This is a genomic window from Desulforudis sp. DRI-14 (assembly GCF_052618305.1).
The window spans coordinates 1-18,187 of sequence record NZ_JBQXEZ010000018.1 but is presented as its reverse complement, the minus strand read 5'-3'; the positions used below and the strand labels follow the sequence as shown (position 1 = coordinate 18,187).

Annotated in this window: 17 protein-coding genes and 1 CRISPR repeat array; of the genes, 15 read left to right on the top strand and 2 right to left on the bottom strand. The window is 56.5% G+C overall.

The features are described 5' to 3' along the window. Position 1: 1 nt before the first annotated feature. A complete protein-coding gene (locus tag ACUM6F_RS09840; RefSeq protein ID WP_445349119.1) occupies positions 2-580 on the bottom strand; it encodes an RNA polymerase sigma factor in 579 nt (192 codons plus the stop codon). Between the two features lie 137 nt (positions 581-717). Then, complete coding sequence (locus ACUM6F_RS09835; RefSeq protein WP_445349118.1) at positions 718-2,244, bottom strand: MFS transporter; 1,527 nt, start codon at positions 2,242-2,244, stop codon at positions 718-720. A gap of 327 nt (positions 2,245-2,571) precedes the next feature. Here ACUM6F_RS09835 and cas6 point away from each other — a divergent pair, with 327 nt between their 5' ends. The 15 genes from cas6 to ACUM6F_RS09760 all read left to right on the top strand — a co-directional run. After that, positions 2,572-3,549 carry a CRISPR system precrRNA processing endoribonuclease RAMP protein Cas6 gene (gene cas6, locus ACUM6F_RS09830; protein ID WP_445349117.1) on the top strand — a complete coding sequence of 326 codons (978 nt, stop codon included), beginning with the start codon at positions 2,572-2,574 and terminating at the stop codon, positions 3,547-3,549. Positions 3,550-3,687: 138 nt separating this feature from the next. Next, positions 3,688-4,098, top strand: coding sequence for a hypothetical protein (locus ACUM6F_RS09825; protein WP_445349116.1), 411 nt, complete (start codon positions 3,688-3,690; stop codon positions 4,096-4,098). 384 nt (positions 4,099-4,482) lie between these two features. Next, complete coding sequence (cas3, locus tag ACUM6F_RS09820; protein ID WP_445349115.1) at positions 4,483-6,903, top strand: CRISPR-associated helicase Cas3'; 2,421 nt, start codon at positions 4,483-4,485, stop codon at positions 6,901-6,903. Further along, positions 6,900-8,570, top strand: coding sequence for a hypothetical protein (locus ACUM6F_RS09815; protein WP_445349114.1), 1,671 nt, complete (start codon positions 6,900-6,902; stop codon positions 8,568-8,570). The genes cas3 and ACUM6F_RS09815 overlap by 4 nt, the downstream gene beginning before the upstream one ends. A gap of 12 nt (positions 8,571-8,582) precedes the next feature. Further along, positions 8,583-9,569 (top strand): DevR family CRISPR-associated autoregulator, encoded by a 987-nt coding sequence (locus ACUM6F_RS09810; protein WP_445349113.1) that lies wholly within the window; start codon positions 8,583-8,585, stop codon positions 9,567-9,569. 1 nt (position 9,570) lies between these two features. Continuing rightward, positions 9,571-10,317 carry a hypothetical protein gene (locus ACUM6F_RS09805; protein WP_445349112.1) on the top strand — a complete coding sequence of 249 codons (747 nt, stop codon included), beginning with the start codon at positions 9,571-9,573 and terminating at the stop codon, positions 10,315-10,317. A gap of 94 nt (positions 10,318-10,411) precedes the next feature. After that, entirely contained in the window at positions 10,412-10,543 is a 132-nt protein-coding gene (locus tag ACUM6F_RS09800) for a hypothetical protein (protein ID WP_445349111.1), read from the top strand. Further along, complete coding sequence (locus ACUM6F_RS09795; protein WP_445349110.1) at positions 10,540-10,740, top strand: hypothetical protein; 201 nt, start codon at positions 10,540-10,542, stop codon at positions 10,738-10,740. Before ACUM6F_RS09800 ends, ACUM6F_RS09795 begins: the two co-directional genes overlap by 4 nt. Positions 10,741-10,874: 134 nt before the next feature. Next, the gene (gene cas1 / locus ACUM6F_RS09790; RefSeq protein ID WP_445349109.1) at positions 10,875-11,882 is read left to right on the top strand and encodes a CRISPR-associated endonuclease Cas1; all 1,008 of its coding nucleotides are present in this window, start codon (positions 10,875-10,877) and stop codon (positions 11,880-11,882) included. A gap of 1 nt (position 11,883) precedes the next feature. Continuing rightward, entirely contained in the window at positions 11,884-12,219 is a 336-nt protein-coding gene (cas2, locus tag ACUM6F_RS09785; RefSeq protein WP_425620818.1) for a CRISPR-associated endonuclease Cas2, read from the top strand. Then, complete coding sequence (gene cas4, locus ACUM6F_RS09780; RefSeq protein ID WP_445349108.1) at positions 12,216-12,788, top strand: CRISPR-associated protein Cas4; 573 nt, start codon at positions 12,216-12,218, stop codon at positions 12,786-12,788. The genes cas2 and cas4 overlap by 4 nt, the downstream gene beginning before the upstream one ends. Then, positions 12,788-13,720 (top strand): type I-A CRISPR-associated protein Cas4/Csa1, encoded by a 933-nt coding sequence (gene cas4a / locus ACUM6F_RS09775; protein WP_445349107.1) that lies wholly within the window; start codon positions 12,788-12,790, stop codon positions 13,718-13,720. Before cas4 ends, cas4a begins: the two co-directional genes overlap by 1 nt. Before the next feature lie 264 nt (positions 13,721-13,984). Further along, positions 13,985-16,993: a CRISPR direct-repeat array (repeat unit 37 nt; unit sequence GTTTCACCCATCGACCCGACGAATAGGGGACTGAAAG). Positions 16,994-17,091: 98 nt separating this feature from the next. After that, positions 17,092-17,508: a transposase gene (locus ACUM6F_RS09770; protein WP_445349106.1), complete on the top strand. Its 417-nt coding sequence runs from the start codon at positions 17,092-17,094 to the stop codon at positions 17,506-17,508. 109 nt (positions 17,509-17,617) lie between these two features. Continuing rightward, positions 17,618-17,923 (top strand): hypothetical protein, encoded by a 306-nt coding sequence (locus ACUM6F_RS09765; RefSeq protein ID WP_445349105.1) that lies wholly within the window; start codon positions 17,618-17,620, stop codon positions 17,921-17,923. Between the two features lie 13 nt (positions 17,924-17,936). Continuing rightward, a partial coding sequence (locus ACUM6F_RS09760; RefSeq protein ID WP_445349104.1) for a hypothetical protein occupies positions 17,937-18,187 on the top strand: 251 nt, incomplete at its 3' end.

The window sequence follows — 18,187 nt, the reverse complement described above, 5'->3', positions numbered from 1 at the left end:
GCTATTCCTCCCATCCGTAGACCCCGACCAGCGCCTGCCGAAGCTGCCGGCGCGCGCGAAACAGGTGCGTCTTGACCGTACCCAGCGGCAGGCCGGCGGTCTGTGCTATCTCCTCATAGCTCAGCCCCTCCTGGTGCCGCAGCACGAGCACCAGGCGGTATTGGGGCGGCAGCCGGCTTACCGCCTCCTGCAGGATCTCGCGCGCATCGCGCCATTCGGCAACGGCGGCGGGGTCTTGTGTCCTGTCCGCCAGGGTGTCTCCCAGCACCAGGTCCTCGGCTATGGGCTGGTCGAGCGAAACGGTCTTAGGCTGCGTGCGGCGCAGGGCGTCCAGGCAGACGTTCACCGTGACCTTCCGCAGCCACGGCTGGAAAGGCCGGTTGAGCTGAAACCCGTCCAGACCGACCAGCGCCTTCCAAAGCGCTTCCTGGGTCAGGTCCAGGGCATCCTCGCGCGTCCCGGCGAAGCGGTAGCAGAGCCGGTAGACATAGGCTTCGTAGCGGGCCAGCAAGAGCCGGCAGGCTTCGTCGTCGCCCTCGCGGCAGCGCAGGATCAGGTTGTGGTCCGCGTTGGTGTCCACCGGTCTCCTCCTTTGGGGCTTCAACTATCTATTAACCTGTCCGGCGCAAAAAGTTTCGGTTTCTGAAAAAGAAACTTTCGCCGGTCACATACCAAGCCCCTTGCCGGGGACAAGGGGCTTGACTGAGAGTTTTCCGTTTAGGTCCTTTGACGTTCCGCCAGATTTTTGTCACAATCAGGCCGGATAGGTGCAGCCGCTCCCGGCCGCTCTCCGGAGTGGCCGCTTTCGGATGGCGGACCGGAGACGGCGGACGACCGGTCATCGCCTCTGACCAGCGACGTCACCACACCCAGCAGGGCAAGGAACGCTCCGACGAGGAAGGCGTCGTGCATCGCGTAGGTGAACGACCGGGCGGACAGCGTTTCTCCCGCCAGGCCGGACTTTTCCAGCGCGGCAAGGTGGGCGGCGTGCCGGGCGGCGAATACCGCTCCCGCCACCGCGATGCCCAAAACCATGCCGACATTACGCATGGTTGCCAGCATCCCGGAGGCGATCCCCAGGCGGTGCCGTGGCACCGAGCCCATGATGGCGCTGTTGTTGGGCGACTGAAACAGCCCTACGCCGAGGCCCAGGACCCCCAGGCTTAAAGCCACTGTCGGCAGCGGTGTTGTAAGCCCGATCCGGCTGAGCAGGAACAGGCTTACCGTGATCAGCGCCATACCGGTGGAGCTCAAAAGGCGCGAGCCGATGCGGTCCGACAGCGTGCCGCTGACCGGGGCGAGAAAAACCACGACGAGCGGGCCGACCATCATCAATAGACCCGCCTGCTGCGCCGGCAGATGCCGGACATCGAGAAGGTAGAAGGGGAAGAGGAAGAATACCGAGAACTGGGCCATAAAGTTTAAGAGGGCCGAGGCGTTGGCCGCCGAAAAGAGCCTGTTTCTGAAGAGCGACAGGTCCAGCATGGGCTGGGGGACTTTCAGCTCGACGCGGATGAACAACGCCAGTGCGGCCGCGGCCGCAGCCAGGAAAACGAGGCTCCGGAACGAGTCCCAGCCCCATTCTTGCCCTTTGCTCAAGACAAGAAGCAAAAGGGTCAGCCCGGCGGAAAAGAGGCCCGCGCCGAGGAAGTCGAAGGTCTGCCGGGATGGTTCTCTCTTCCAGGCCAGGATGTAAGCCGCCCACAGCGTGCCGAAGAGCCCGATGGGCACCGTCAGCAGGAAAACGGCCCGCCAACCGAAGTAACCGACCAGGAGCCCGCCCAGAGCCGGTCCGGCGGCCAGGGCGGCGGCGACGATCATGCCCATGATGCCTAGGACCTTGCCCCGTTCACGAGGAGGAAAGGCCGCGGTAATGATCGCCGGCCCGATGGCCATCACCATCCCGGCGCCGATCCCCTGGAGGATGCGAAAAGCGATCAGCATTTCAATACTCGTGGCGAACCCGCACAGAGCCGAACCCACGGTAAATACGGCGAACCCGGTGACGTAGACCGGCTTGTGGCCGAGCATGTCGCCCAGGCGGCCGTAAGTCAGCAAAAGACTGCTGATGACCAGGAGAAAGGCCATGACCACCCATTCGGCCGTGGGCAGGCCGACCTTAAAGTACGAAGTAATGTCGGGCAGCGCGATGTTTACAATGCTGCCCATCAGCGGGGCCATGAAGTTGCCGACGCCTACCGCCGCCAGCGCGCGCCACTTATAGCCGTCCGGATATTGCTCCAAACGTGCTGTTATCAAGTCTTCGCATCCCTTCTTGCGGGTCTTGCCTTACCATTTTATCCGATACCAAGGACAATTGCTTGTCGTTGCAACTTTTTCGCTGAAAAGCCCGCGACTCCTTTTGGGCTATTCAGGAATGATGCACTCACCTCAAATACCTCTATGGCGAGGAACCTTTGCTCAGCGTTACCGAGCTTGCTGAGCCGGGAACGCATGAAGAAGAAGAGGATGATGACCGGGAATAGCATAATATGCCATTGCAAGCAGGAGTTCCCTGGTTTTTTGTCGAATAACTGTATCCATTAGCAAAAGCAGGGAAGTGTTCCGGGTTTGTCCGCATCGGACTTTGCCCAACTCAAGGACTTCTCTTTCGCCCGCTACCGGGTCGTCCTGGAGGCCGGGGAGCGGGGCCTCCTGCTGCCGCCTTACAAGGGCTCGACCCTGCGCGGCGGCTTCGGCCGGATCTTCCGGCGCATCGCCTGCGCCCAGCGCCGTGGCGACTGCCGGGGCTGCATGCTTAAGGAAGCTTGCCCCTACGCCTACGTCTTCGAAACCTCGCCGCCGGGAGACACCCGGGTCCTGAAGAACCTCGAGGCCGTGCCGCGGCCCTTTATCATCGAACCACCCCTGGAAACCAAGACCGAATATGGACCAGGCGAACAATTGACCTTTGGTCTTGTCCTCATCGGGCGAGCGGTCAACTACCTGCCCTATTTTATCGTCTGCCTGGACGAGCTCGGCCGGGAAGGACTCGGCAAAGGCCGCCGTCCGTGTCAGTTGCGGGAAGTGCAGGCCCTTGGCCCGGATGGAGCTGTCTTCACCGTCTTTCGCTCCGACGACCGCACGGTACGCCCTGCCCCAGCCAACATCACCGGCGCCGACATCCTCGAACGTGCCCACCGGGCCGGCGAATGCACCCGCATCGAACTCGAATTCCTCACTCCCACGCGTCTAAAACACCACGACCGCTGGGCGAACCGCCCGGACTTCCACATCCTGGTCCGCGGGCTCCTGCGCCGGCTTTCGTCCCTGGCCTATTTCCATCATGGCTGGGAATGGCAGGCCGACTTCGCCGGCCTGATCGCCCGGGCCCAGGCCGTCAACACCGCACAGTCGTCCACCTGCTGGGTCGACTGGGAGCGCTACTCGGCGCGGCAGGACACGCGGATCGCCCTGGGCGGCCTCGCCGGGTCCGTGGTCTATGAGGGAGACTTAATGGAGTTCCTGCCGCTGATCCTTCTCGGGGAGCACCTGCATGTCGGCAAGGGCGCCGTCTTCGGGCTGGGCAAGTACGTGGTCAGGCTTTGAAGAGCGCACGTTTAACCGCCGATTCTGAACCGCCCAAAAAAATTTTTTGTACGTTGACAGCTTATGTCCGCGGGGAGGTTTATTGATCGGAGCATACAATCAGGCCGTCTGACCCCGTAAATCTTGGGAGGATTGCTCTTGGTCCCGCGACTTGTGCGTGCCGTCGGCAAGGTCATCTTCTACTCCATCGCCGCAGCCGTTTCAGCCGTCGTTTTTCCACCGCTCATCCTCGTCATGCTGTTAATCCTGATCGGACTCCCTGCCTGTATCGCCGTTCTTTTCGGCCTGGCCCTCGGCCTCGCCGCCATCCCGGCAGCGATCTTTCACTCCCTGTTCGGCCTGCCGTTTGCGTTTTGGATGTGTTTGACGGGCACGGGGGCGGTGCTGATGACCATAGGGATGCTGGCGACATCCTTCGGTGAAAGCGGCCGGACGCCTTCACATACGCCACAGACCGGTTCGGGCCCGTCCCCTCTGCTGAGCCTTTTCCTGGGTCTCTGGCTGGCCGGGCAGATGTCGGAAAGGGAATGCGGGAGGGGCGAAGGGTAGGGTAATTCTGTTAGGTCAATTTGCTGGCAAAGCCTGATTAAGGTTGTCCCCTATTCATCGGGTCAAATGAGATGACTTCAAGACTTAGATTCTTTCAGTCTCCTTATTTAGTAACGGAATGGTTACAAAGAAAATGAGGACTGGACAATGACCATATCCTAGAATATCACGGCAGAATATCACGGCATGGACAGGCACATCCCACACCTTTTTACATATAGATATCTTCAAGAATCTGATTAGGGTGTGGTGAAGCGTGAAAGCTATATCCCTTCTCTTAAGTCTAGCAATTGTACTTCTTTCAATGACTTGCTTGGTCTTGGCTCTCAATTAGTTAGAGAATATGCCAACTTTCCTTATATATGCTTGGAGGTCGCAGGCAGAATGAGCCTATTCGACGAGCTCAATCGGCTCTTCCGTAAACTTATGGCCGACCCGACGCTTTCGCTGTACGACTTTCAGTTTCGGACAGCGAACGAGTTATTGGACGGGCGGAGTGTTATCCTTCGTGCGCCAACCGGTGGAGGCAAGACGTGGGCGGCGCTTCTTCCCTTCCTTTATTCAAGGCATGTTGGTGAACCCATCAGTGATAGGGTCTTATATGCTTTGCCGTTAAGGTCCTTGGCGTCACAGCTTCACGCTTCGACCCTGGCGTCTTGTTCCAACGCGGGCTGGTCAGTCAGTGATGAGCCTGGCGAAAACAAAACAGGCCAGCTTACAATTACGCTCCAGACCGGGGAGCGACAGAACGACCCGTTTTTCTTGGGAGACATCATCTTCACAACGATTGACCAGTTGCTTTCTTCCTACTTACTGACTCCGGTATCGCTTAATCCGCGTTTGGCAAATATGAATGCCGGCGCCTTGGTCGGAAGTCTTGTCGTCTTCGATGAGTTTCACCTGCTTGACCCCGAGCGCTCAATGTTAACCGCCATTGAAATGCTTGACCGCCTGCGGCCCTACTGCAGGTTTGTGCTGATGACGGCAACTCTGTCAGACCAGGCGGTAACGTGGTTGGCCCAACGCTTGAACGCCGTTGTGGTTGACCCCGGTGATGCTGAAATCGCGCAAATCGACGGCGGAAAGAAGCACGGTGCTACCCAACGTATGTGGTTGATCGAGAGAGAACCGCTAACTGCACAAAAAGTTGTAGATTACCATTTGACCGGTGGGCATCACCGGACCTTGGTTTTAACCAACACGGTAAACCGAGCACAGGATTTCTACAAAGAGTTGCTGCGAGTTAAGCCCAATGATATCAATGTCTGCCTGCTACATTCACGGTTTTATCGTGAAGATAGGGTGGACAAAGAGAAACAGGTTATTGCCCGGCTTGGTAAACTAAGTCAGGATCTTCCAGAGAATTTCATCCTTGTCAGCACCCAGGTTGTTGAAGCAGGCATGGATTTCTCTGTCGATTGCATCCACACTGAACTAGCGCCGGCAAACAGCTTAATCCAGCGTGCAGGACGCTGCGCCCGCTACGGTGGGAAAGGTACAGTCAAAGTTTACCCGGTTGATGATCCGGCGCCCTATTCGTGTAAGGAAGTGGAGCGAACCCTAGCCGTGTTGGCTCCGTTGTCTGAGAAAGTGTTTTCTGCGGCCATAGAACGGGAGGTTGTGAATGCTGTTCACGGCTCGGTTGAGAGCGAAATCCTGAGGCGGTTTAACCTTGGCGTTTGGCGGAAGAAGACGAACCGGGCGATGGATGGGCTTCTAGCGACCGCGGCAGAGGAACTGATTCGTGATGTCAACAGCATCAACATTCTGGTCACGTCGGATCCGGAAGCGATACGTTTTGATCTGCCTGATCGCTGGCCTGAAATGCTCTCCGTGCCTGTCACGACCTTGCGTGGTTTTCTAAAACACACTAAACCCCAGGATAAGAATACCTGGGTGATAGCCGTACCCCGGCCGCCGGATGACGATAGCGAGGGCGACATGGGTCTCCGCTTCCGTTGGGAACGGTTTGTTGCGGACCCGCCCTTGGCATGGCTGGTTGTCATCAACCCTGTCTATGCCTGCTATATCCCTGATCTTGGGCTAAGATTGGGCGAGGCCGGACAAGAGATACCGTTTCGCTACATCCCGCGAAATGCTCAACAGCGCTATCGTTATCATTGCGAAACAATGGTCCAGCATGTCCAGACTGTACTGAAAGAGATGGAAGAGTTAAGTACAAGATGTGCTTGTGCGCGGCAGTTTTTGGTACAGGGCCTTGGCATCCGACAAGAGACGATCAAGATTGCTGAACGGCTTGCTATTATCTTTCACGATGTTGGTAAGCTTTCCGAAGAGTGGCAGCAGCCGGTTCGGGCCTGGCAGAAATTTAAGACCGGCCGATTACCTGATGAATCTCTCGCTCACTCCGACTACGACCCGGAAAAAGACTGGCACGAACTGTGTAGGTTTCCGAAACGACCGAACCATGCGCTTGAAGGTGCCTATGCTTCTCACGATTATCTTTATAACGTTTTTACGGAATGTGGCGGCGTTGCGGCCTCTGTACTCACGGCTATTGCGCGCCACCATAAAGGCCACGCCAAAACATTGGGACGCTTTAAGCTAATACCTGATGCTTCTTCTACAATCAATGATCTGTTGGCGGCTTCACAACTCCCGCAGATCGACGGTTTGCGCGACCGGCCTACAGATATTGATTTCGGGAAAGGTGGTGAGTTTTCCAAGGAATTGCTCGCGGCATCGCGTGAAGAAGATCAAGAATGGCTGCCCCTCTATTGGTACATCGTCCGTTTGTTGCGTCTGGCTGATCAGGCAGGCAGCGCGAAAGGAGGGAGAGAGTGAGATTTGAGGTTCCCAAGTATACTATGACCTATGCCGATACGCTACGTGCGGTAGGCCTAGCCAGTCTCCTTGAGGAAATCACGGGTAAAGGCGTGCAGGTGCAGGATTGTGGCGACCGCTTCCTTTTAGACACCAGCGAGCTACCTCCTTTTGAGCAATGGCCGCCGATCAGCCCGGGATACCCTTTTATATATCTCAAGACTGATGGCGAACGGCCGCCGGGCAACGTCCTTGATTACGAAAGAGAGAAGGAGCGCGCTGACCAACTAAAGGACTTCCGCCGGGCCACCGGCAAGAAACGAGATGCCGTTATGCGTGTGCTTGCCGAACAAGGCCTCGTCGAACCGCCTCAACCAGCGACCGAGTACGGGATGGCACTGTTTTTGGCGTCGATGCGTAAAGGCTGGTCATCCGACAAGCAACTCTACCTTTGGCTTATGGAAGATCCTGAGCGCACGTCCTTATGGATAGCCAAGAACCTTGGAGTGGTCGTCTCTGAGGAAATAGATGCCCCCGCCGTGAGTAATAGCCAAGTCTTCAACCCGATCTCCGGCAAGGGTGTGCATCGGCCCAAGCCGGACTCGACAACGCCCGGCAGTATCTCGGACAAGGTGCTTGATCCTTTCGCCGAGTGGTTAAAGTTCCGTGGAGCCTACCGCGCAATGCTCCCCTATAGGCAGGATAGTGACTTCAAGGTGTTTGTTATCGAACCGGCGGACATTAGGTTAAGCCAACTTGAAACCCTACGCGGAGAGCTTCTGCAGCGTAACCTTTGGGGTGGTATCCGCCTGGATATTGAGGCGGCTTTGTATCTTACACAGTTGCTGATTCAGCATTCGGACGTGCTGGGGAACAGCATTGCTCTTCACAGGAGGAGACCGGCGGAGGTTATTCGCGGGTTGCACCAGGCTTATTTTCAGAGTCTCGGGACGGCGGCGGCTCTGATGAACTACTCGTTTACTACGTTACCGTCCTGGTTCCCCATTAACGATCGGGACGATGCCAATGCCTTTATCGCAGTCATCCGTGAGCACATCGGCGATAAGCAGCGCGACGGAGTCACAGGCTGTCTGCGTTCCCTCCGCGAGGATCGTTCGGGGGATGTTCCGGCGTTGCAGCAATACCGCAAGTGGCTGATGACAGGCGACCTTATGGATTTTCTGGAGTTCTGCTACCGGTTTGCCCTGCATCTAGTAGGGCAATGGGGGCAAAACGAGTGGGCGAGAGCTATGACCACAATTGGGTTGGACACAATTACGGGGAGGGGGTACCAGATGCAAGATATCACTGGAACAGAGGGCTTCAACAGTATCGCTATGGCTATCAGATCGGCGACGGTGTATGCCATAGCATCGCAGCAGAAGAAGCAGTCACCGCGGCGTGAGGTCCGCTTTGGGTTGGCACAGAAGTGGAAACAAAAAATGAAAGCGGGTAAGGAAGAGTTTGTGGCCGCGCTGTGCGAATTTGTCCAGGAATATAATTGGGAAAGCGAAAAAATGGATGGTGGCGTTCCCAAACACCACAAAGTAAAGACTCAACATCTGGATGAAATTATTGAACTAATTGACAAACGTGGTGCGGAATTGGTAGGTATGCTTCTGTTAGCCTATGGTTACGCCAAGACAGCCAAGGCAGATTCTCCTGACGACAATTTTCAGGAAGACTGAGGAGGGACTTAGATGAGGCTGCATTCACTTGCGATATCGGGTGTTGTTACTTTAAATCTTCACGCCCTAAACAACGAGGGCTCTGAAGGAAACACCATGATGACCCGTATGGTTGAAATCGTGGATGAAAGCGGAAACTTGCAGACTGTTAATGCAATTTCCGGGGATATGTTTAAGCATATCCAGGCTGAGCACCTTTTCCAGGAGGCAAAACTGACCGGGCTTCCGTTATGTGCTGGATGCTCCCAGTTTGACGCCAACCGTATCGCCCGAGATTTTGACTTAGCTGCACAAGTAGAGAAGAGCAAGGAATATGCCGAAGCCAAGAAGAACGGCAAGATGGACTCATACAATCTTAGCCAAGTGCTTAAGGCTTGCGTCATCGACGACTGCGAAGGTATCCTCCTTACCGGCTGGGCCGGTTCAAAATCCTTGGCGCGAAAGTCATGCATCGAGTTTGGGTGGGTCGTGGGCCGTCCTGAGAACACGCGTACCGAAGCATACATTCATGCTAAATATGTCCCAGAAGGTCGTGGCGCAGGATCAGGGTCCGAACAGAACCTCGGCCAAAACCTTTTCCACCGCCCGGCATCGAGCGGTCAGTACGCCGTGGTCCTTAATGTTGATCTGTACCGGGTTGGGCGCAACGACATAACGCTCGAGTACGATCTTGGTAGCGAGGAAAGGAAAAAGCGGGTACAGGCCCTCTTAAGAAGCGTACTTTACACGTTTATCAAACCGACGGGTGCACATAGGAACACCCAGCATCCTCACATTGTAGATTTTCGTGGGGTTGTAGCTACCTCTGCAAGTTCTTTGCCTGCGCCGACGGTAAGCGCCTTGAAGAAGGGCTATGACCGGGAGATCGAGGTGATAACTCGTAATTTGAACAGCCTATTCGACGCGGAACATATACAGATCAGCCGGTTTGAAGGGCTTGGAGATTACAGCAGAGTAATGAGTGAGATTATTAAAGCTGTTGAACCCTGGGGGGATTAGGGTGGCTAATCACGCCGACAGTTCTTGGCTGATTCTGCGTTACGAACCAACGAGCCTGTTCTCCTTACGTATGACCCACGCCACCAACAAGGGCGGTAAGACTCTGCTGGTTCCCACTCCCTACGCTGTGAAGTTGGCGCTTATCGACGCTTGTTTTAGGATGTATGAAGGGGAGACAGCGGTCGCCAAGGCGAGATGGGTGTTTGACTTGATTAAGGGGCGCCAGATTCGGATTGGGCCTCCAAGAGATTGTGTGGTCCAGAATACGTTCATCAAAATCAAACAAGAGGAGCGCGGAGCTGCTAAGGGTATTTACGCCCCGACAATTGCCTATCGCGAATTCTGTTTCTACGCTGGTCAACTGAAAATCGCGCTGGTAGTTGATGGTCTAACGGATGATGAAATTGACGACTTGAAAAAAGTAGCGGCCAGGGTTAACTACCTTGGAAAGCGGGGCTCGTTTATGCAGTTCTTAGGGGCGGAGTATCATAAAGGTAGATTGCCTAAAGGCTATAGTTGCCCGGAAAGTGAAGCCGATATCGTCGGCGGGGGCTACAGGGCTACTAACTATCTAGACGACTTCGGTGAAGCGCTTGTACGAGACAGGGATGGATTTGACCGGATCAACACGTATTCTACTAAACCATCAGGATTGGGTACCTTTCGCGTCTTGATTCCAACCTTGCTACCCTACCGGTATTCATCAAGCAGCAAGCACTATACGCATTTCAGGTGTGTAGGGTGTTAGGATGGAGTCCATTACTTTTTAAGCAGTAGTCTCAGGGATTTTGATGAGTTCATCGAAGCGCTTGGACAATACCTTGGGAATGAGGAGTAGTACGATGTCAGGCAACCTTGACATCCATCAGGCTCTTGAGTTCTTGGCTGCGAAGCTGCAGGAGCGTCCGGAGATTGTTTTCGCCTACCTGCACGGTTCGGCGCTGGAGCGTCCCGACTCAACGACCTGGGCGTGACCGTATACGTCAATCCCGCGGCGGTGGTGAAAGATAAGGCCCTGGACTACGAGATGGCGGTGGGCGTTGAGCTGGAAATGGCTTTGCGCTTCCCGGTCGACGTTCGCGTGCTGAACTATGTCCCGTCGTATTTTGCTTACCATGCCTCCCCCATGCGCGGGCATATCTGCGGGATGTTCTGGGGCTGGGACAGCTGAAATGAACTAGTGTCGCATAACCACTAATTTTGCCGAAAAACCACTAGTTTCGCCCAAATATTGCGGTCTGCCGTCAAATGCTGGTAAAATACACCTCACCATACAAGTATTGTGGCGGGAGGTGTGGCTTACCAGTGCATCTTGTCGTTGAGGACTTCGGCGTTTCCCTGGGCAAGAAGAGCGAGCGGTTGCTGATCAAACAGAAGGGCCAGGTAATCAGCGAGACGCCTTTTCGCGACATCGAACAGATCACGATCGCCAGCAACGGGATCTCTCTGTCGTCCGACGTCATTCACGAATGCAGCGAGTACGGTATCCAGATCAGCTTTCTGTCTTTCTCTGGCAGGCCTTACGCAAAGCTGACATCGCCCAACCTGGTCGGAACGGCCCAAACCCGGCGCCAGCAGCTTTTGGCCTACCTGGACGAGCGGGGAGTCGGCTTAAGCAAAGCTTTCGTCGAAGGCAAGATCAAAAACCAGGCCAATGTACTGAAGTATTTCGGCAAGTACAGGCGCGCCAGCGATACCGCCAAGTATCAGGCTCTTTCCGCCGTGCTGACGCAGCTGGATAAGGCCAGGGCCGACCTGGCCGGTATCGAAGGGGCTTCGGTGGACCAGGTCCGGGGGCAGCTCCTGGCCGTGGAGGGACGGGCAGCCCACCACTACTGGCAGGGTATCGGGCTGCTCCTGGAAGGGAAGGCCGATTTTCCCGGCCGGGAGCGGCGCGGGGCGACCGACCCGGTCAACTCCGCCTTGAATTACGGCTACGGCATTTTGTACAACCAGGTGTGGAGCGCGGTGCTGCTGGCCGGTCTCGACCCGTTCGCGGGCTTTTTGCACACCGACCGGCCGGGTAAGCCCAGCCTGGTGCTGGACCTCGTCGAGGAGTTCCGCGCCCAGGTCGTGGACAGGATCATTGTGGCCATGGTCAGCAAGGGCGCCGAGATTGCCATGGAAGAGGACCGCCTGGCGGCGGAGACGCTGCGCGACCTGCGCCGGCGCGTAATGGAGCGGCTGGACGCGGAAGAGAACTATGAGGGCAAGAAACACCGGCTGAAGTCGATCATTCAGCGGCAGGCCAGGCGTTTGGCGGGTTACCTGCGGGGCGACGGCAACTACCGCCCCTTCGTGGGGGGTTGGTAGAGTGCAGACGCTGGTCATCTACGACATCGTCTCCGACCGCATCCGCAAGAAAGTGATGGAGGCCTGCAAGGATTACGGGCTGGCGCACATCCAGTATTCAGCTTTCTTCGGCGACCTTAACCATAACCTGCGGGAGGAGTTGGTCGCCCGCCTCACGCGCACGCTGGGAAGACACGAGGGCAAGATTATGATCTGCCCCGTTTGTGACAAAGACCTGCGCCTCAAGAGGGAGATTGAGGTCTTTGGTGCGACGGACGGGATGAGCGACGAGGCGGTCGTGGATTACCACCTGGCCAAGGCGAGAAGAGCCGGCGGGAAGAAGGCCAAGGCGGGATGATCTTCAAAGTCGGCGACATCAAACAGTATTTCTATTGTCCGCGCATCGTGTACTACACCTATGTGGTTCCGGTCGACCGCAAGACTACCGCCAAGATGGCTTATGGCAAGGAAGAACACCTGGAGTTCGAGCGCCTTGAGCGCCGCCGCAAACTCACCGCCTACGGTTTGGATAAAGGGGAGCGCCGCTTCCGCACCCGCTTGTACTCGGAACGCCTGGGCCTGGAGGGGACCCTGGACCTGCATCTCGTGACGCCTGCCGGGTATTTCCCCGTGGAGGTTAAGAACTCTGCGGCGCCCCCCGGCTTGAACCATAAGTACCAGCTGGTGAGTTACGCGATGCTGCTGGAGGACGCCTACAATAAGCCGGTGCGCACGGGTTTCTTGTATTTCCTGCCGGGACGCCGGGTATACCCGGTGGACATCACCTCCAATGCCCGCCTTTTTGTACGGCGGGTCATCGCCCGCTTGCGGCACATGGTCGAACGGGAGCTGTTCCCGCCGCCTCCCGCCCGTACCGGAAGGTGCCGGGACTGCGAATACCGGAACTACTGCGGGGATGTGGTGTGATGTATTTCTTCACCGACGAGGAACGGAAGTTTCTGGTGCGCGGGCTTTTGCCCAAGGCCCGGGAACAGGGCGTGGCCGAAGAGCTCCGGGGGTGGAACTGGCACCAGCCGCCGCTGGCCCCGATCTATGAGCTGCGGCTCGGTGTTTCGGAAGTGGCCTCCGGTTACTGCCCGACGGCCCGGGACCTCTACTTGCGGCGCGTGCGCGGCATCCGGCCGCCGGCCGGTCCGGCCATGCTGCGCGGCACGGCTCTGCATGCGGCAATGGTGCACGTGCTGGTCAACGCCAAACGTCTCATTTATCATCATGGTGTTGCCAAACACCACAGCATTGTCCGGGAACTGCAGGAATTGCCGGGTCTGGATGTCGAACCATACACCAAAGGCCTGACGCCCGAAGACAAGGAAAGGCTGAGCTTAGAGGCCGGGGTTGTCGCGGATTTCGAGAAGGCGCGGGTCATCGCGCGCATTCAGGAGTGTCTGGTCAAGCAACCGTATATCAGCGAGGACTCCCTGGTGAACCTGGCCATCCCCGTGGTGGTTGAACAGAAACTGGACGGTTCGTTCCTGGGGTTAAGCTCCAACCTCAGCGCCGATGCCCTCAGCTTTTGCGAGCCGTTGATTCTGGATTTGAAATTCGGCGAACAGCACAAGTTCCACCGGTTGCAGACCACGGGGTATGCCCTGGCGATGGAGGCTATCTACGAATTCCCGGTAAACCTGGGCTGCGTGGTTTACGCCGAGATACGCAACGGCCGGCTGGTGATGCGCAAGGACATCCACATTATCGACGACGAGCTGCGCCAGTGGTTTATCGAGGCCAGGGACGACCGGATGCGGATGATCTACGAAGAAATCGACCCCGGACTTCCGGATGAGTGTCCGGACAAATGCTACTGTTATGAGGTGTGCCGGCTAAGAATAGGGGGCTGAAATTTGCTGCGGGATCTGTCGCGGGTGATTTTCGCAAATCGTATGTTTTGGTGGGCGGCCGAATGGTGATTTCGGTCGTTGCTCCTATTGAGGATGTGGGCGATTACTAAGTGCAGCAAGGGTTTTAGAATCCTCGGGTTATTTCGCAAATGAGGGGGGTTTTTGTGCAGCGTAGCCATTTTCGAAGAATCGACATTGCTGGACAACAGAAACGAGAGCGCAAAGCCTTGCACTGCCTGGCTTTTCTTTAGGCCGCCGGGGTCTGTTTCACCCATCGACCCGACGAATAGGGGACTGAAAGGCCTTAGATAGCTCGTCCGCCAGCATAAGCTGATGAGTTTCACCCATCGACCCGACGAATAGGGGACTGAAAGGGGAGATGTACTCACTCATCCAGCGCCACCCCTACAGTTTCACCCATCGACCCGACGAATAGGGGACTGAAAGCCGGGATGGTCAGGCCGCCGCCTTTACTAATCACCTTGGTTTCACCCATCGACCCGACGAATAGGGGACTGAAAGATAATTAGCAACACGGTTTAGCAACATCCAAAACAGAGTTTCACCCATCGACCCGACGAATAGGGGACTGAAAGGCGAAGAGATGAACAGTCTAATTGAGGTAAACCTTCACAGTTTCACCCATCGACCCGACGAATAGGGGACTGAAAGGGACATACTTCAGGCGCATGCTTTATTACGATGTGTGGTTTCACCCATCGACCCGACGAATAGGGGACTGAAAGAAGATCTCCGGCCCGGGGATCCCGCCATCTTCGAGCAGGTTTCACCCATCGACCCGACGAATAGGGGACTGAAAGGGGTCACCGATTGGTTATAGGTCTTGACCTTGAAGTGGTTTCACCCATCGACCCGACGAATAGGGGACTGAAAGTTGCCATCCGGTGCCTGTCTACGTTATCCAGGTAAGTTTCACCCATCGACCCGACGAATAGGGGACTGAAAGACGGTGTAGTCGTCCATCGTCCAGGGGGCCCGGCCGCGTTTCACCCATCGACCCGACGAATAGGGGACTGAAAGGCTTGGAGGTGCAGGGTAAGGCACTGGTGCAGGCCAAGTTTCACCCATCGACCCGACGAATAGGGGACTGAAAGGCCGACACCATTGTCGCGCCAAGGGCGGCAATCTCGGTTTCACCCATCGACCCGACGAATAGGGGACTGAAAGCCTGCTAAGCCCACAGCCGCACATTGGGAAAGCGGGTTTCACCCATCGACCCGACGAATAGGGGACTGAAAGATCACACCGGACGAGTACCCGGCGGTGGCCCGGCGCGGTTTCACCCATCGACCCGACGAATAGGGGACTGAAAGGCGAATTTGCCCCGCTGGTTTTACGCAGGCCGTTCGGGTTTCACCCATCGACCCGACGAATAGGGGACTGAAAGCTCGGTAATCAAAACCTCCGTCCGCGGCGCCTGCCTATGTTTCACCCATCGACCCGACGAATAGGGGACTGAAAGGGGTTCGAACGGGTACCGCCAGCCGAAAAGCGTATGGTTTCACCCATCGACCCGACGAATAGGGGACTGAAAGTGGGGGCCACCGGGTCGGTCCACGTCGCGGGAGTGTGTTTCACCCATCGACCCGACGAATAGGGGACTGAAAGCTCCTGGTATTCAGCCGCAAGCCGCGCCTTTTCTTTTTGTTTCACCCATCGACCCGACGAATAGGGGACTGAAAGGCCTTGAACTCGCCCTTTCCGGCTATCGCAAGGGCCGCGTTTCACCCATCGACCCGACGAATAGGGGACTGAAAGACCTCCGGGCCGGGGACCGGGTGGCCGTAATGGCCCTGTTTCACCCATCGACCCGACGAATAGGGGACTGAAAGACTGAGTGGCTGGACCATATTGTCGATCCAGTGACCGTTTCACCCATCGACCCGACGAATAGGGGACTGAAAGAGGAACAGGCCCGAGGGGCCGCGGCCAAAGCTGAGCGGGTTTCACCCATCGACCCGACGAATAGGGGACTGAAAGGGTAGACGTATTGGGCGGGAAGAGCTACGCTGCACAAGTGAGTTTCACCCATCGACCCGACGAATAGGGGACTGAAAGAGGGATCCGTATAAGGAACTCGCGGGACTTATCGAACAGGTTTCACCCATCGACCCGACGAATAGGGGACTGAAAGGGCGCCGTACATCGGCGGTAAGTGCGGCGCCGGGTTCGGGTTTCACCCATCGACCCGACGAATAGGGGACTGAAAGGGCGCTCAAGAACCCGAGCGGTTACGTCCGTGTCGAGGTTTCACCCATCGACCCGACGAATAGGGGACTGAAAGAGCACGCTCTGGAGGCCAACGAAGTACAGGAAGTGTGGTTTCACCCATCGACCCGACGAATAGGGGACTGAAAGCGGACTGGATGAAGATTGCCTCACCGCCGACGCCGGGTTTCACCCATCGACCCGACGAATAGGGGACTGAAAGGGCCATTATCAGCGCCGAGGGAGCGGAGTATGACCAGATGTTTCACCCATCGACCCGACGAATAGGGGACTGAAAGTCTGCTCGAAGGCCTTGCGGAAATAAAATTTCCCCGGGTTTCACCCATCGACCCGACGAATAGGGGACTGAAAGTGGTAGACGGCCCGGCCTGGCACCGGCAACAGCTCAGCGGTTTCACCCATCGACCCGACGAATAGGGGACTGAAAGCGCAGCAGGCGGTCAATCTCGTGGTCCAGCCGCTCGTGTTTCACCCATCGACCCGACGAATAGGGGACTGAAAGTGACGTTAACACCATTGGCGGTGGCCGGCATCGCCCTGGTTTCACCCATCGACCCGACGAATAGGGGACTGAAAGTGGTCGAGAAGCTCCGGGGGCTCAACGACCTGCAGGCGAGTTTCACCCATCGACCCGACGAATAGGGGACTGAAAGCGCATCCAGATGCTTGCCCAGGGAGCTGGGGAGCACTGTTTCACCCATCGACCCGACGAATAGGGGACTGAAAGCCGGTTGCCCGGCCCGCTTCCGCGGTCGTCAGGCGAGTTTCACCCATCGACCCGACGAATAGGGGACTGAAAGCTCAATTTTCCAGTCATCTTGCTTGAGCCATGTTCAAGCGTTTCACCCATCGACCCGACGAATAGGGGACTGAAAGCCGACAGGGGTTCACCCGGCCGATCCAGCCGGCCGGCGTTTCACCCATCGACCCGACGAATAGGGGACTGAAAGGCTACGAAGTGGGGGTGCAGCAGGATGTCCATCGGTGTTTCACCCATCGACCCGACGAATAGGGGACTGAAAGGGATAACCCTAAACGTATAACCGTGCCAGGCACTCAAGTTATTAAGTTATGCAAATATGGAAGCAACCTCCTGTTGCGATTAAGCGGGAGGTTTTCTTATGGGCAGAAGGCCGAGGATTGAGTACGAGGGAGCAGTTTACCACGTCATTCAGCGAGGCAACAACAAAGAGCACATCTTTGCTGATGATCTTGACAAAGAGTATCTTCTCAGGCAAATGGACGAATGCAGAAGGAGTCTGGGATTCAGACTCTTTGGTTACGTTGTCATGGGCAATCACTATCATCTTCTGCTGAAGACGGAGCGCAAACCCTTGAACAAAATCATGCACCGGATCAACGGTAATTTTGCCCGGTACTTCAATATGAAGCACCAGCGGTCGGGGACATGTTTTTCAGGGACGGTACAAGGCGATCCTAGTCCAGGACGAACGCTATCTCTTCGCCGTCCTCAGGTACATTCACCGCAATCCCGTGGCGGCGGGGATATCGCATACCGCAACCGACTATGCGTATAGCAGTGACAACTATTATCGACGGCAACAGGGCTGGCCGGTCGATATTGATACAGTCCTGGATTGCCTGGCGGATGATCGATCAAAAGCGTTAGACAAGTATCAAGAGCTAATGGCCCAAGAGGATGACACCGATTATGAGGACCGGAACGTTATAGGGGAGGATAGCTTCTCAATAACTATTCGACCAAGGATCGAGGTAGCGGAAAGGAAGCCGCTGGATGTTATTCTCGCGGGTACCGGTGTCAGTGCGGCAGACTATCAGCTTATCAAGGGCGGCTCACGTGCAAGGCGCCTTACTCTTTATAAGAGGTGCTACATCGAGGCTGCATTGGAAGAAGAGTACACACTGAAAGAGATCGGGGAGAACATCAGCCTCACCGCCGCTGCGGTTTTTGACCTCCGGAAGAGGGAATAACTTGATAACTTGAGTGCCTGGCACCTTTCGTCCCTTTCGTCTTGCGGGGCGTGACGACCGGTTGGTGCGGGTCGGGCCGTTGTTGGAGATGTTCGGAGATTGGCGGGGATACCTTGCTCAGGGCATCTCAGACGAGGATGCCGAAGCGTTGCGACGTCACGAGAGGACGGGGTGGCCGCTTGGCGACGAGGCTTTTCTTGCCGGTCTTGAAGAAGCATTGGGACGGGCTTTGCGGCCTCGCAAGACCGGCCCCAAAGGACCCTG